Source organism: Parapedobacter koreensis, assembly GCF_900109365.1.
Classification (GTDB): domain Bacteria; phylum Bacteroidota; class Bacteroidia; order Sphingobacteriales; family Sphingobacteriaceae; genus Parapedobacter; species Parapedobacter koreensis.
Window position 1 is genome coordinate 88,247 of the sequence record NZ_FNZR01000003.1, and the last position, 14,708, is coordinate 102,954.

12 protein-coding genes are annotated in these 14,708 nt (G+C 47.1%); 8 read left to right on the forward strand and 4 right to left on the reverse strand.

Going from position 1 to position 14,708, the window contains the following annotated elements; genetic code table 11:
- The first annotated feature begins 6 nt into the window (after window positions 1-6).
- From BMW65_RS08080 to BMW65_RS08090, 3 genes are read left to right on the forward strand one after another with little or no spacing between them, the layout of a single operon-like run.
- Window positions 7-558 carry an inorganic diphosphatase gene (locus BMW65_RS08080; protein WP_090604440.1) on the forward strand — a complete coding sequence of 184 codons (552 nt, stop codon included), beginning with the start codon at window positions 7-9 and terminating at the stop codon, window positions 556-558.
- On the forward strand, window positions 558-1,871 hold the full coding sequence (locus BMW65_RS08085; RefSeq protein WP_090604442.1) for a hemolysin family protein: 1,314 nt from the start codon (window positions 558-560) through the stop codon (window positions 1,869-1,871). Before BMW65_RS08080 ends, BMW65_RS08085 begins: the two co-directional genes overlap by 1 nt.
- A 22-nt stretch (window positions 1,872-1,893) precedes the next feature.
- On the forward strand, window positions 1,894-2,598 hold the full coding sequence (locus BMW65_RS08090; protein ID WP_317040455.1) for a 16S rRNA (uracil(1498)-N(3))-methyltransferase: 705 nt from the start codon (window positions 1,894-1,896) through the stop codon (window positions 2,596-2,598).
- 13 nt (window positions 2,599-2,611) lie between these two features.
- On the opposite strand, the gene BMW65_RS08095 is transcribed toward BMW65_RS08090, so the two are convergent.
- From BMW65_RS08095 to BMW65_RS08105, 3 genes are read right to left on the reverse strand one after another with little or no spacing between them, the layout of a single operon-like run.
- The gene (locus BMW65_RS08095) at window positions 2,612-3,094 is read right to left on the reverse strand and encodes a hypothetical protein (protein ID WP_245747556.1); all 483 of its coding nucleotides are present in this window, start codon (window positions 3,092-3,094) and stop codon (window positions 2,612-2,614) included.
- Between the two features lie 5 nt (window positions 3,095-3,099).
- Entirely contained in the window at window positions 3,100-4,440 is a 1,341-nt protein-coding gene (locus tag BMW65_RS08100; RefSeq protein WP_090604446.1) for an ABC transporter permease, read from the reverse strand.
- 24 nt (window positions 4,441-4,464) lie between these two features.
- Window positions 4,465-5,142, reverse strand: coding sequence for an ABC transporter ATP-binding protein (locus tag BMW65_RS08105; RefSeq protein ID WP_090604447.1), 678 nt, complete (start codon window positions 5,140-5,142; stop codon window positions 4,465-4,467).
- A gap of 390 nt (window positions 5,143-5,532) precedes the next feature.
- On the opposite strand from BMW65_RS08105, the gene ald reads away from it, so the two are divergent.
- From ald to BMW65_RS08130, 5 genes are all read left to right on the forward strand, one after another.
- Window positions 5,533-6,645 (forward strand): alanine dehydrogenase, encoded by a 1,113-nt coding sequence (gene ald, locus BMW65_RS08110; protein ID WP_090604449.1) that lies wholly within the window; start codon window positions 5,533-5,535, stop codon window positions 6,643-6,645.
- Between the two features lie 224 nt (window positions 6,646-6,869).
- On the forward strand, window positions 6,870-8,090 hold the full coding sequence (locus BMW65_RS08115) for a right-handed parallel beta-helix repeat-containing protein (protein ID WP_143053840.1): 1,221 nt from the start codon (window positions 6,870-6,872) through the stop codon (window positions 8,088-8,090).
- Window positions 8,091-8,192: 102 nt separating this feature from the next.
- Window positions 8,193-11,012: a TonB-dependent receptor gene (locus BMW65_RS08120; RefSeq protein ID WP_090604453.1), complete on the forward strand. Its 2,820-nt coding sequence runs from the start codon at window positions 8,193-8,195 to the stop codon at window positions 11,010-11,012.
- 412 nt (window positions 11,013-11,424) lie between these two features.
- Window positions 11,425-12,141, forward strand: coding sequence for an MIP family channel protein (locus BMW65_RS08125; protein WP_090604455.1), 717 nt, complete (start codon window positions 11,425-11,427; stop codon window positions 12,139-12,141).
- A gap of 110 nt (window positions 12,142-12,251) precedes the next feature.
- Window positions 12,252-12,722 (forward strand): Dps family protein, encoded by a 471-nt coding sequence (locus BMW65_RS08130; RefSeq protein ID WP_317040439.1) that lies wholly within the window; start codon window positions 12,252-12,254, stop codon window positions 12,720-12,722.
- 47 nt (window positions 12,723-12,769) lie between these two features.
- Here the strand turns inward: BMW65_RS08130 and BMW65_RS08135 are convergent, their stop codons facing one another.
- Window positions 12,770-14,686, reverse strand: a complete 1,917-nt coding sequence (locus tag BMW65_RS08135; protein WP_090604459.1) for a TonB-dependent receptor plug domain-containing protein — start codon at window positions 14,684-14,686, stop codon at window positions 12,770-12,772.
- Window positions 14,687-14,708 lie beyond the last annotated feature (22 nt).

Consider the following 14,708-nt stretch of genomic DNA (forward strand, 5'->3'; position numbering starts at 1 on the left):
TATAGCATGAGTAAATCGCATCCTTGGCATGGCGTGTCTCCAGGTGACGACATCCCTTCGTCGGTCAATGCCATTATTGAAATCCCTAAAGGTTCAAAAGCAAAGTATGAAATAGACAAAGAAAGCGGACTGATTAAATTGGATCGGGTGCTGTTTTCGTCGGTGATGTATCCGGCCAACTACGGATTTATCCCGAAAACTTATTGTGATGACAAAGATCCATTGGACATTTTGGTGCTTTGTTCGGTGGATGTTTATCCCATGAGCATTATCGAAGCCAAGGTTATTGGCGTGATGCACATGATAGACAACGGAGAACAGGATGATAAGATTATCGCTGTAGCGAAGAATGATATGTCCGTCAATTACATCAATGACCTTTCGGAACTGCCCCCGCACACGATGAAAGAAATCGTACGTTTCTTCCAGGATTATAAGGCGCTGGAACGGAAGAACGTCACGATAGAACGCCTTTTTGGTCGTTCGTACGCCTATCAAGTCATTCAGGATAGCCTCGAACTGTACCAAAAGGAATTTGCTAACCTAATAAGGACCTAATGGGCTGGGAAATTTTCTGGACACTTTTTCTGGTTTTTGCCAATGGCTTTTTTGTGGCTGCGGAGTTTGCGATTGTCAAAGTAAGGGCGTCGCAAATCGAGATTAAAATCAAGACGGGCAGCCAAGTAGCCCAAGTGGCGAAACACATCACCAGCCACCTTGATGGGTACCTGGCGGCTACCCAGCTGGGTATTACGATATCTTCCCTGGCCTTGGGCTGGATAGGCGAGGCGGTGATGACAGACATTGTGACGGGGATTTTCGGCTGGTTTAATGTAGAGCTTACCGGTGCATTGGCCAAAAACCTAGGCCATGTGCTGGCTTTCAGCGTCATCACCGTATTGCATATCGTATTCGGTGAATTGGCTCCGAAGTCGATAGCGATTCAACGGCCTGTGGCGACCACCATGAGCATTGCGTTGCCGTTACGATTTTTCTACGTGGTATTTAGGCCTATCATTTGGGTGCTTAATGGATTCGCCAATCTCATCCTTCGATTGATGGGATTTGAAGTCAACGTAGGCGAGGCCCACCACTCATCGGAGGAATTACAATACCTATTGGATCAGGGCAAAGAAAGCGGCGCGCTCGATACGATAGAACACGAACTGATCAAAAATGTATTTGATTTCAACGAACGGATAGTCAAGAACATCATGGTGCCGCGGACAAAAATTTCCGCCATTGAAATGAATTGCCCCGGAGACGAGTTTATCGAACGGATTACCAAAGAAGGGTATTCACGGATACCCATTTATGACGATAATATCGATCAAATTATCGGTATCGTACACACCAAGGATGTGCTGCCTATCATTGCTAAAGGAAAAGAGTTGGTGCTCCGAAATATCATCCGCAAACCGTATTTTATTCCGGAAACCAAAAAGATCAATGATTTGATGGCGGAATTCCAGCAAAGGCGTATCCAGATTGCAATCGTATTGGACGAATTTGGCGGGACAGCGGGCATGGTGACGTTGGAGGATATCGTGGAAGAACTGGTCGGCGAAATTCAGGATGAATACGATGAAGAGACACCCGTGGTAGAAAAGATTTCCGAAACGGAATACATGGTAGATGCCAGCGCAAGCGTGCACGACGTCAATGAATTTTTGCCGAAGGAATTGCCAGAAAGCAACGATTACGATACCATCTCCGGCTTGGTGAGTGACCTATTTGACAAAATACCCGATGTGGGCGAGCGTAAAGAGTTTCATGGGTATAATTTTATTGTCATGAAGAAGACCCAGCAAAACATTGAGTTTGTGAAGCTGGAGCTTATAGAGGTGATCGGTGGCGATGAGGTAGAATAACTAAACGATTGTTGATTTGCAAGTGTTTTACACACCCGGCATCCTACCAGGGGATAGTGCTTTTACGCTGGATGAAGAAGAGAGCAAACACGCCGTGCGTGTATTGCGTATGGCGGAAGGGCACCATGTACATCTTGTCGATGGACGCGGTGGATTATACACGGCCGTAGTGGTTGATGCGCATCCTAAGCGGGCAGTCTTGGAAATTATCTCGGCAACAGCTAACCATGCCAAGCGACCTTACTACTTGCATATCGCGATAGCGCCCACGAAAAATATCGACAGGGTGGAATGGTTCCTCGAAAAGGCCACCGAAGTGGGCATCGACGAAGTGACGCCACTCATTTGTGAGCATTCCGAACGTAAGGAGGTCAAGACCGATCGCTTGAACAAAGTGATGGTAGCGGCGATGAAACAGTCATTGAAAGCACATCTTCCCAAGCTTAACGAGCCAGTGAAATTTGCTGATTTTCTGGATGCTACGCAGCGGGGAAGCCAAAAATGTATTGCGTATTGTGCAGAAGGGGAAAAGGGGTATTTGAGCCAGATGGTAGCCCCAGCGGGCCATTACACCATCTTAATCGGACCGGAGGGGGATTTCAGTGATGCGGAAATTGAAGCAGCCCTAAGCTTGGATTATGCGCCGATAACGCTGGGCGATGCCCGCTTACGTACGGAAACAGCAGCATTAATGGCTTGCTTGGAAGCGGCGATAATCAATCGTTGATTGCGATCGCTGATTATTGAATAAGCTCGGCATCCAGAATCTGTATTTCCGAATTGCCTTCTTGCGTATTGGGATTGAGCCGTACCCGGCCCCTTAGCTTGATGGGTTCCTCTGTAAAACGCACCTTCGTGCCTTTTTTCATAAAGATTTCAACCATGGGGGGGATATCACCCTGGCCGCAAAACATGCACTGCATAATGGGCAATACCGAAAGCATGAAGGTTTCATGGTCACGTCCACCCTGCATCGGTACCAAATAGCCCGGCAATGTGACTGTCGTTTTGTCGATGGCCTTCAACTCATCGGGAAAATGAGGGGTATAGACCGTCTGATTGTCCTTATAGGTGACCTTATACATCAATTTATTGATGGTTTCCCATGTATCGTTCATCATGGGAGTGTGATCAGGCACTTCCCCAAATGGGTTGTCCTGCTGAGCGCTTGCCAGTTGTACACCAAACGCGATGAATGCCGTGATGATGAGTTGTTTTATCATTTTGTTTAATTTCCTGAGAGCGTTTGCGAAATTGAAGTCTTGTATGCCTTTATGGCAGGAAGCACGGCAGCGATAAAGCCAATGGCTACACCGATAACTACCAGCCATGCTTCTTCTGGCAATAAAACCAAAGCCTGTAATAGCGTCGCCGTACCTCCGGTGCTTGCGCCAATGAGATAAATAGCGATATGGCCAATCACAACTCCCGCTATTGCTCCTACAAAGGTAAGCAATATTCCTTCTGCAATCACTATGCCGAATAGTTTTCCTTGCGAGGCTCCCAAAGTGCGCATAATAGCAAGGTCATATTTGCGGCTTTTAAGGGCATTATACAGGCTGATAAAGACGCTAAGCGCTGCCATCAGCATGATGACGTAGGCCAATATCTGCAAGGAGTCAATCCCGATACCGAGCAGCGAAAATAACCGGGCACTTTCGATGGCTGGTGAGGCAGCTTGCATGGCTGTATTCTGGTTGACAAGCCGTGGAAACATACCAATGGCAGCAGGATTGCGGTATTGGATGAGCATGCTCGTGATTTCCCGTTCTCCGGAACCGATATCACCCATGATGCTTTTGACCAGCTGCGGCTCTTCGTGATCATGTCCATCATGCTCCTCACCGTGGTGGTGTTCATGTTCTTCCACGCCGGCCACATCGTGGCTATCGTTATGTTCGTGTTCGTGATCATGTTCTTCGCCATGCTCGTGTTCATGCTCATCCTCGTCGTGGTCACCGTGCATGCGCCACACACTGGCGAGGTTGGTCAGGATCAAGCGGTCTGCGACATGGTGTGCGGGTTTGAAAATCCCGGTAATGGTATAAGCATGTTCATCATGGGCATGCCCTTCACTGCTGAGGCCGTGGGCACCATATATATTGTCGCCAATTTTAAGGTTATGCTTTTGCGCCACTTCAGCACCTATTGCAGCCTCGAAGTCGGCCTGCCAGATACGGCCCTCGGCCAGTTCCAGTCCGTATAGTTGCAGGAATGTACTATCGGTGCCCACAATACGGTGGCCGCGGTAATTATCGCCCAATGATAGTGGAACTGCCAATTTGACCATCGGGTTGGCGGCGAGTTGCTGTGCTTCAGCAAGGCTGATGTTGCCCGTAGGATTATCCATGTGATAAATGCTGCTCAAGATAAGCTGAATGGGGCTTCCTTTGGCACCCACCACGAGGTCGATACCCCGGCTGTTGTTGTCCAGTTGCTCTTCAATCTGGTGGGAAGTCAGCAGCAATACACATAATATACCCGTGCCGAAGGCCGTTAATAAAATCCCCAGTACGGATGTTGCTGGGTTTTGACGGATATTTTTCCAAGCGATTTGCAATACGTTCATCTGCGCGTTGTTATAGCTGATTGATTATTCATTGATGGGATGCGGGCGTGTTGCCATTTCATAAGCATGGGCTATACGGGTCTTTACCCGCTTGTCATGCGTAGCAATAATCAGTGTAGCCCCCTGCTGGTTGGCCTGATCGAGCAACAGATTCAATACGCTTTCCGTGTTGCGGTCATCAAGTGATGCCGTAGGTTCATCGGCCACTAAAATCGCGGGCTTGTTGATGACCGCACGGGCAATGGCTGCCCGTTGCATTTGCCCGCGGCTCAGTTTGCTGGGATAGCTGTCTGCTTTATGATCCAAGCTGAGCAACGCCAGTACCTCGTTGATTCGACTGTTGTCTATCCTGGCACCAGCAAATCCTTGGGCGATTTGCAGATTTTCCCTTACAGTGAGGCTTTTCACCAAGTGTGCTTCCTGAAAGATCAGCCCGATACGTTGACCCCTAAATTCGTCCAGCTTTCGCGCAGTTAATTCATAAAGCTGTTGCCCATCAATGGAAACAATGCCTGTTGTCGGTTTGAGCAATCCGCTGAGGATATGCAGTAACGTAGTTTTACCGCTGCCTGAATCCCCCAATATCAAGGTGTGTTGTCCGGATGGTACTTCGAGATCGGTAAAATGCAACGACTCCCCCCGTGGGTATTGATAAGTAAGCCCATTCAACCGAATAACCGTATTTGCAAAACTATCCTGCATAATCCTGGCGTTAAAGTTAACCCAAAAGGTAATGCCCTTAGGTTTCGCAAGTTTAATGTATTCCGATTAAATATGCATCGTATTAATGCAACTTTATTGATATTGTTTCGTGGAAATGTGGTGCTGTAAATTTAAGTGTTTAAGCATGAAAATTACCATGATATTGGTTATTGGTAGGTAAATTATTGAAAATAGGTATTGTTTGTATTGATTTGAGTGTATTTTTAGGTTATTTGTGTATTTATTGTCGTAAGAAATGCTGTATTTATGTGTTTTACAAATAATAAACGGCTTTATACTGTTTTATTTTGAGTTATTTGTTTGTGGTATTTTAATTTATTGGAGCTAAATCTGTATAATTGCGCAAAATTTAGATTTATCTATAAAAAAATGATTATTGGTATCCCGAAAGAAATCAAAAATAACGAGAGCCGTGTTGCATTGACTGCGTCCGGTGTATTTGAACTGAAACAATACGGCCATCATGTTTTAGTAGAGCAGGGCGCTGGAAAGGGCAGTGGGATATCGGATGCAGAATATGAAAGTGCGGGAGCCGAAATTGTGACGGATCCCCATGACATCTGGCGGCAGGCTGAAATGATTGTAAAGGTGAAGGAGCCCATTGATGAAGAATTGCGATTAGCCCGCGCCGGGCAAATTGTTTTCACCTATTTCCATTTCGCGTCAAGCATCGTACTCACAGAAGCCATGATTGGGCGTGGGTCCGTATGCATTGCCTACGAAACTGTTGAAAAACCAGATCGGTCATTACCTTTGCTTACGCCCATGTCCGAAGTGGCTGGGCGAATGGCGGTACAGCAAGGTGCGCGCTATCTTGAAAAACCGGTGAAGGGCAGAGGTGTTCTACTTGGTGGCGTGCCGGGCGTCCCTCCCGGTAGGGTGCTTATCCTTGGTGCAGGCATCGTAGGCGTCCAAGCAGCCAAAATGGCTTCGGGATTGGGGGCGCATGTGACGATTTTGGATATCAATACGGATCGGCTCCGCTATATCAATGACATATTACCTCCTCATGTGATTACCCAATATTCCAGCCAATATACCATACGCAAGCTGGTGCAAACGCATGACCTCATTATTGGTGCCGTCTTGATACCGGGTACAAAAGCACCCAACTTGGTCACGCGTGATATGCTGAAGACCATGCGCCCCGGTACCGTCATCGTCGATGTGGCGGTTGATCAGGGTGGCTGTGTGGAGACATGTGTGCCTACGACACATGAAAATCCAACTTATATCATCGACGATGTACTGCATTATTGCGTAGCCAATATGCCGGGTGCTGTTCCCTTTACTTCTACACTTGCCCTTACCAATTCCACCTTGCCCTATATTATTAATATTGCCAATAAGGGTTGGAAGGCAGCCTGTGCTAATGATTCGGCGCTGATGAAAGGGCTCAACGTAGTGGAGGGCAAAGTGGTATACCGGGGCGTTGCTGAAGCGTTTGATTTGCCGCTGCATGACGTGGTAGAGGTGTTTTAAGCGCCGCCTCTTGTAGCATACCATTCCTGTAGATACCTCAAAACCAATCATCTTATTTTGTAGTCAGTTCATAAAGAGGGAGATACTTATTTCCCTCTTTATGTTGTTCATGATTAATTAACACTAAGTTTATCAAAACATGATTTTCATTAAATGTTGGCTTTATATTAAATAAATTCCTTTGTAGAGGATAAATGAGGTATCAAACATTAAAAATGAAAATCATGAAAAAGTTATTTTTACCATTCCTTACCGTATTTGCATTGGGGTTTGTGACGAGCTGTAGCGACGATGATGATCCAACGCCAGATCCAGGTGATGGGGGTGAAGAGCTTGTAAAGCAAGGCATCCTTACGGAGAACGAGACTTGGACGGCGGACAATATTTATATTTTGGATGGACGGGTTGTTGTTGATGAAGGCGTAACGTTGACCATCGAACCAGGAACTATTATCAAAGCAGAAGACGGCCAAGAAGCCAATGCTTCGGCATTGATCGTTGACCAAGGTGGCCGGCTGCTTGCGAACGGCACGGCAACTCAACCTATTATATTTACTTCGGTCAATGATGGCATTCAACCGGGCGAAACCGAAAGCACCTTGGATGTAGAAGATTCAGGCCAATGGGGAGGTGTTATTCTGCTGGGACGTGCTCCAATTTCATTTGATGCCTCCAGTGGTGAGGCTATCATTGAAGGTATCCCTGGGGGACTTTCCTATGGTAACTATGGAGGAGATAATCCTACTGATAATTCTGGATCGTTGCAATATATCTCGATCCGTTTCAGCGGTGTTGCGTTAGCGCCAGACTCTGAGATTCAGGGGCTGACATTAGGTGGCGTTGGTTCGGGAACGGTGATCCGGAATATCGAGATCTATTCGAACAATGACGATGGCGTGGAGTGGTTTGGCGGTACCGTAAATGTGGAAAACCTGCTGGTTTACGGACAACAAGACGACGGCATCGATATCGATCAAGCCTATTCTGGTACGATTTCCAATGCATATGTTATCCAAACAGCCAGTTCAGGAAGCGCATTTGAAATTGATGGGCCAGAAGGCAGCGCGACTGGTTCGTTTACTTTGCGTAATATTACTGTAGATGCAGGCAATTTTGCAGGCAAATTATTGGCTGATTTTCGGGACGGCGCTATGGGAACTTTGGAGAATATTTACATATTCAATATCGCTGGCGAGTCAACCATTAACATCGCAGACGCTGCCACAGTAACAACTTATAACAGTGGAGAAATTGTCTTTAATTCATGGGAATTGGTGTTGCCGGAGAGCGCTGAGCTTGCTGACCTGTTTACTTCGGCGGTGGATGGCGTTTCTAATACAGCATTTGTCACCAATGCCACAGGTGTTGCTGCTGGTGAAGCAAGTGTAGGTGCTGACCTGTCGGTATTCAACTGGACCTATACAAAATCACAAGGTGTTTTTTAATTCAATACGATAACACCCATAAAAGTCCATCTTCCACAACCAAAAAAAGGAAGATGGACTTCTTTTTTAACCAAATCAACATTAGAATAAGAAAGTTCGTAAATGAATAGGCGTTTTTATATATTGCTTAACGCAATCGTGTGTTTGCCTTTTTTTCTATTTGCAGATGAAGTAGGCCGCGTTACAGGGAAGGTACTGGATGAGGGATCGAATTCGCCTTTAGCAGGTGTAAGTGTGCAGGTGATTGGTGCCAGCGAAGCCACAAGTACAGATTTTGAGGGAGATTATACCCTAGGATTGGAGGCTGGAACATATACGTTGCGATTTTCATCGGTGGGATACGCGGTGAAGGAAATCAGTGAGGTGAAGATTGAGGGCGGCAAAGCGGTGGAAATAGATGTTACGCTGGTTCCATCGGCGGATGAATTGGAGGAAGTGGTCGTGACCGTTTCGGCCCGCAGGAATACCGAGATTTCACTGTTGAATATGCAACGGAATGCAGGTGTCGTCATGGATGGGCTGTCTTCGCAAAGTATCCAGCGTTCGGGTGCAAGCACCATCGCAACGGCCGTGCGTACCGTACCCGGGGTATCCGTACAGGATGGCAAGTATGTGTACGTCCGTGGATTGGGCGACCGTTATAGCAAATCGATTTTAAACGGTATGGACATACCGGGTTTGGATCCGGATAAAAATACGGTACAGATGGATATTTTTCCAACTAACATTTTGGAAAATATCGTGGTGGTAAAATCGGGTTCGGCCGAGCTCCCAGCTGATTTCACCGGAGGGGTGGTCGACATCGTTACTAAAGACATCCCGTCTCAGAAACAAATCGGTATTTCGGCATCTGTGGGCTATAACCCCGATATGCACTTAAATAACAACTACGTCGGGTATAAAGGGAGCAGTACTGATTTCCTTGGGTTTGACAACGGAGATAGGAAATTGCCGATCAGCCCGACATTGGATATTCCAACCCCGGCACAAGCGCAAGGCAGAGAAGCTTTGGAAGGCATCACACGATCCTTCAATCCAGTAATGGGAGCCGAACGCGAAAATAGCATGCCCGATTTGAGCCTCGGTTTTGATTTCAGCAACCAGTATAAGCTTTGGGGCAATCAATTGGGTGTCATCGCCGCGTTGAACTATAAGAACACTACCACTTTTTATGAGGGTTTTCAGAACGGTATTTACCGTCGGCCCATCCAGACAGATCCAGATCCCGCACTTCGACCGGACAGGACTCAAATCGGCGATTTGGGTGGGCGCAATGTGTTGTTGTCAGGTATGGTCGGTCTGAACTATAAGACAGGTATGTCAAAATATAGCTTGAATTTGTTACATATCCAAAATGGAGAAAGCCGGGCCGCGATTTACGATCAAGTAACTCGGATCGCTAATATCATCGATGTATTTAAGCAGACGTTAGATTACAGCCAACGGTCGGTTTCTAATATATTGTTCAGTGGCAAACACAGCAACGAGGACGCGACGTTCCTAACGGAATGGAAAGTGTCTCCTTCGTTGGCAAGAGTGCAGGATAAAGACGTACGAACGACAACATTTGTAGAAGAGGGGTCGCGTTATACTATCCGGACGGATGCGGGTATACCGACACGGATATGGCGGGATCTGGAAGAAATAAACGCCGTGGGGAAGGTTGATTTCACTAAAAAAATGTCGCTGTTTAATCGGGATGCAGCACTGAAATTCGGAGGATTGTACAGCTACAAACAACGGGATTATTCGATTTATAACTATTCGATTGATTCGAGGGCCGTAGATCATTCGGAATTAAACGGAGACCCGAATGCGATCCTATTGCCGGAAAATGTTTGGACGTCTGGAACCAATACAGGTTACTACATCCGTGGCAATTATCAGGCTTCCAATACTTTTGATGCTTCTCAGCATACCGGATCGCTCTATGTTTCAGGCGAATTCCGCCCGTGGGAAAAGTTGCGTACCATTGTGGGCGTTCGCGCGGAACAATATACCACCTTTTTTACCGGAGTGAATATTGATAGGTTAGAGTATGATAATGAACGCACTATCAATAAATTGGATTTTTTTCCGTCGATCAACTTGATCTATAACGTTGTAGAAAATCATAACTTACGGGCATCGTATGCTCGGACCACGGCACGGCCCTCGTTCAAGGAATTATCTGTAGTCCAGATTTTTGATCCACTTACCGATACCCGTTTTTTGGGGAATTTGGAACTGGTGCCTACTTACATTGACAACATTGACTTAAGATACGAATTGTTTGGCGACCAGTCCCAGATGTTTGCCGTCAGTGGTTTCTATAAATATTTCAGAAACCCGATTGAACTGCAAGTATATTCGGATTCGGCACCAAACAATTTTACGCCCCGAAATGCACCCTATGCGAATGTATATGGTGTAGAAGCGGAAGCACGTAAGAATTTCGGATTTATTTCGGAGTCGTTGACTAATTTAAGTTTGAATGTGAATGTTTCTGTGGTCAACTCGATTATCGAGATGGGCGAAGACGAGTATGAATCCAGGCAGTTTTTTGCACGGGAAGGAGAGGAGATTGATGATACTCGCCAGTTACAAGGGCAATCACCATATCTTATCAACGCCGGATTGAACTACAATAATCTGGATATGGGTTTTGAGGCGGGATTATTTTACAATGTGCAAGGAAAGACATTAGAGGTTATCGGTTTTTCCCGTAATGCAGATGTATATGCAAAGCCTTTCAACAGTCTTAATTTTAACCTCACCAAAAAAATGGGGGTTAATAAAAGGGGCGCACTTAATATCAAGGTTGAAAACATTTTGGATGCTGAGCGCCGGAGTGTTTACGAAGCGTATCAGGCGACCGATCAAATTTATCAGTTACGCGCACCTGGTCGTAATTTTAGCATTGGATACAGTTATACTTTTTAACATTTCCGCCATAGCAAAAGGTTCAGTATCTACGGGTACTGAACCTTTTCTTTTTCACACACCTTTCTCCCGCCTTCCTTCTTCCTTTTTTCTGCCGTAATGCGGGCTGGATACGGGCCGTATGCGGTGCGGATCTTACCTTTTCCCGGATACGCCCCGGATCAGCCCCGCATCGTACACGGGAGATGGCAGGAAAAGGGAGGGGATTGACAATAAGTTAATCCCTATTTAATTACAGGATAATACACCCGACCTACTTTTGCCATAGTAAAAGAAACATAGAGCAGCATTCATTTTGTTAGGTTTGGTTAAATGGAAAGACCCCGCTGTGAAGCGGGGCTTTTTTCTTAAAGTTTATATTGTTTTATAACAAAAAACTTTTTACTTTAGATAAACCAATTGTTATATAATTATGGAGATCAAAACATCAACGAAATTCGTGGCCGAACTCGTTGGCACTTTTGGATTGGTGCTTTTCGGCTGTGGTGCTGCTGCCGTGGCGGGAGTAGACACATTGGCAGGCCTTTCTGGTTTGGGGTTATTGGGTATCTCTTTTGCCTTTGGCTTGGCTGTAGTAGTCTTTGCGTATGCCATTGGTGGTATCAGCGGTTGCCACATCAATCCCGCCATTACCATTGCCATGCTGGTTAATGGTAAGATTTCTGCAAGTGCAGCCGTTGTCTATATCATTGCTCAACTCATCGGGGCCTTGCTGGGTGCGTTTGTGTTGCAGCAGGTGTTGGGCGGGCAACTCGCGGGTTTCACGCCGGGCGAGTGGGCTTATGGTGCCAATGGTTGGGGTGAAGGTTACCAAAATGAGTACGGTACTGCCGCAGCCTTCCTTGCTGAAGCCGTGTTGACATTCCTCTTTTTGTTTGTAATATTCGGTGCCACTTCCAAATGGGGGAACGGTACCATGGCCGGATTGGCCATTGGGTTCACCTTGGTGCTCATTCACTTGGTTGCCATCCCCATTACAGGCACTTCCGTCAACCCTGCCCGTAGCTTTGGCCCGGCTGTTTTCGCGGGAGGTGCCGCCCTAAGTCAGCTATGGCTGTTTATCATAGCCCCGATTGTGGGCGCCGTGGCAGCAGCATTCGTCTGGCGGGCATTAGCGCCCAAAGAATAATCATCCAAGCGGGCATAACAGATGTTTTGGCAATATTATGACATCAAGAAAATCAGCATGTGTTTTCGAACGCTTATCTTTGAAAAAAAGTCAACTAATATTTAAGAATCATGTCACAAATTGGTATTAACGACAAGAATCGGGCTAAAGTAGCTGAAATACTTGGTGTCTTGCTTGCAGATGAATTCGTGTTGTATACAAAAACCCGGAATGCGCATTGGAATGTAGAGGGGCTGGATTTCCATTCCGTACACGTGTATTTCGAAGAATTGTATGACGAGCTTGCGGAATGGGTAGATGAAGTGGCTGAACGGATACGATCGCTTGGCCATTATGCTCCGGCATCGTTGAAAGTATTCCTGGAACTCACTCACCTGACTGAGTTGAACGCGAAAGGTAATACCAGTAAAGGTTTTATTGCCGAGATGGTACAGGATCACGAGGCCATCATTACGTATATCCGGGAAAGCATCGATGCTGTTTCGGAAAAATACAAAGACGAAGGCACAGCGGATTTCCTGACGGGGATCATGGAGAAACACGAAAAGACCGCTTGGATGCTGCGTTCACACCTGAAATAACTGGGAAAATGTACGGAGTACAAGGAGATGACTCCGTACTTCCTTAACTAAATCCGATGTTTCAGTCCCAGGCTCAACCACCTTCCCGGCATGGGTATAGCAGCGGCTTCGATATAGGTGACATCGAAGATGTTTTGTACATCCAGGTATACATCGACGGGCTTGAAGCCATAGGCAATCCGTATGTCGCCCACAAAGTAGCTTTTATAGCTGATACGTTCGTTGAAGCGTGCGGCGGCTGTGACTGAAAGGTCTCCGGTTGAAAGCTGGAGGTTGGCAACCAACTGGTGCCGCAGGCTTTCGATGACATATTTGGAAAGGAAGCCAGCTGCTTGGCTGTCTTCAAAATGCGGAGACAGCCAAGTATACGAAAGGCCGGCCACCAATCCCGTTTCGCCTTGTTCCGGGATTACACGATAGCTGCCTGAAAATGTAATGCCTTGTGTGCGATTACGCTGGAAGTTATGAGGCTGCCAGGGGTCATCCGGAGATGTACGCACCCAATCGATGAAATCATTCATGTTGCGGTAGAAATAGCTGGCTTGTGCCATCACGCGGTTGGCCAAGTATTTGATGCCTCCCTCGGCATGCCAGGCGCGCTCGGATAGCAGGGAAGGATTGCCCATGTTGCCCGGACGCTGGTCAAGATACAGGTCGGTAAACGACGGAATACGTTGCCCCGTCCCCGTGTGGGCAACCAATTTCCATCGTTCGCTTAGTTGGTAGCCTAAGTCGATTCCCGGAAATATTTGCCAGCCGTAGTCTGAATTATAATTGAGGTAAGCGCCCGCATTGAGCAGCAGCCTGTCAATTCTTTCGGTTTTAAACTCTGCATACACGCCATAATTGGCCCGGTCGTGATTGCCAATGTTGGTGCTCCGGATGATTTCATTACGCATTTCCAGTCCTACGCCAATATCTCCCGCCGTAGTCTGCAACGTGCCATTGATTTCCGAATTAATGGCATGGCCATGGTGCTGGCTTCGTGCACGGCCGAGATCATGGCGGAAATAACGGTAATCGTCGTATGCATAGCGATAGCTGACGCGCGGGGATAAAGAAAACCGGTTGGACAACTGGCTTCGGTATCCGATGGCGGCCAAAACGGTTTGGACAATTTCCTGTGATTCCTTGTCACCCGGTGCTGCATAGAAGCCATTCGCGCCGAAGTCATTGGATACATAGCCGCCCATGAGCGAAAATGCACTAGCAGTACCCACAGGGATTTCACCCTGGTAAAAGGCTTTATCGTTGCGGAACGCCGTGTTGTAGCGGTAGCCGTTGCCGGATTCGTGGCTGCCATATAGGGAATGGCTGCCTAAAGAACCTGTAAGTGTGCCACCCAACTGTATACCCCGCCCATTGAAAAGCGCATCGTTATTGGCCGTATCTTTTTTGAATCCAGTGCCGGTATAGGCATGTGCGATGACCTCTGATTGCTCAGGCTTGCGGGTGACGATGTTGATGGCACCGGTAAGGCTATTGATGCCATAGATGCGGGCTGCCGGGCCCCGGATGATCTCAATACGCTCAATGGCATCCGTGGGGATGGGTAGGTTGAGGCTGTTGTGTCCGGTTTGGGCATCAAGGACCTTCATGCCGTTGACCAATATAAGGGTTTGCTCAAAGCTCCCTCCGTCAATGCTGACGTCAGCCTGCGCGCCGAATGGTCCGCGTTGCCTTAAATCCACGCCCGCAACGTGGCTCAACAGCTCATTGAGTGACCGCGCGGGTAAAGCTTCGATCTGCTTCCGGTCGATGATTTGAATGTTCCGGTTTTGTTTGGCAAAGGGAAGCTGGAGGCGGTTTTCGGTGATAACCACTTCATTCAGCGGGATGGCACTGGTATCGGATAATTGGGCACGGGATTGGACTCCTGTTTGACTTTGGGCTGCTGCATAGGTCGACCAAAGGACGGTGAGTACAGTTGCCGTGATGCGTGTTATCGGTAATAGTTGCTTCATGTTCATTCTTTTTTTGCAAAAA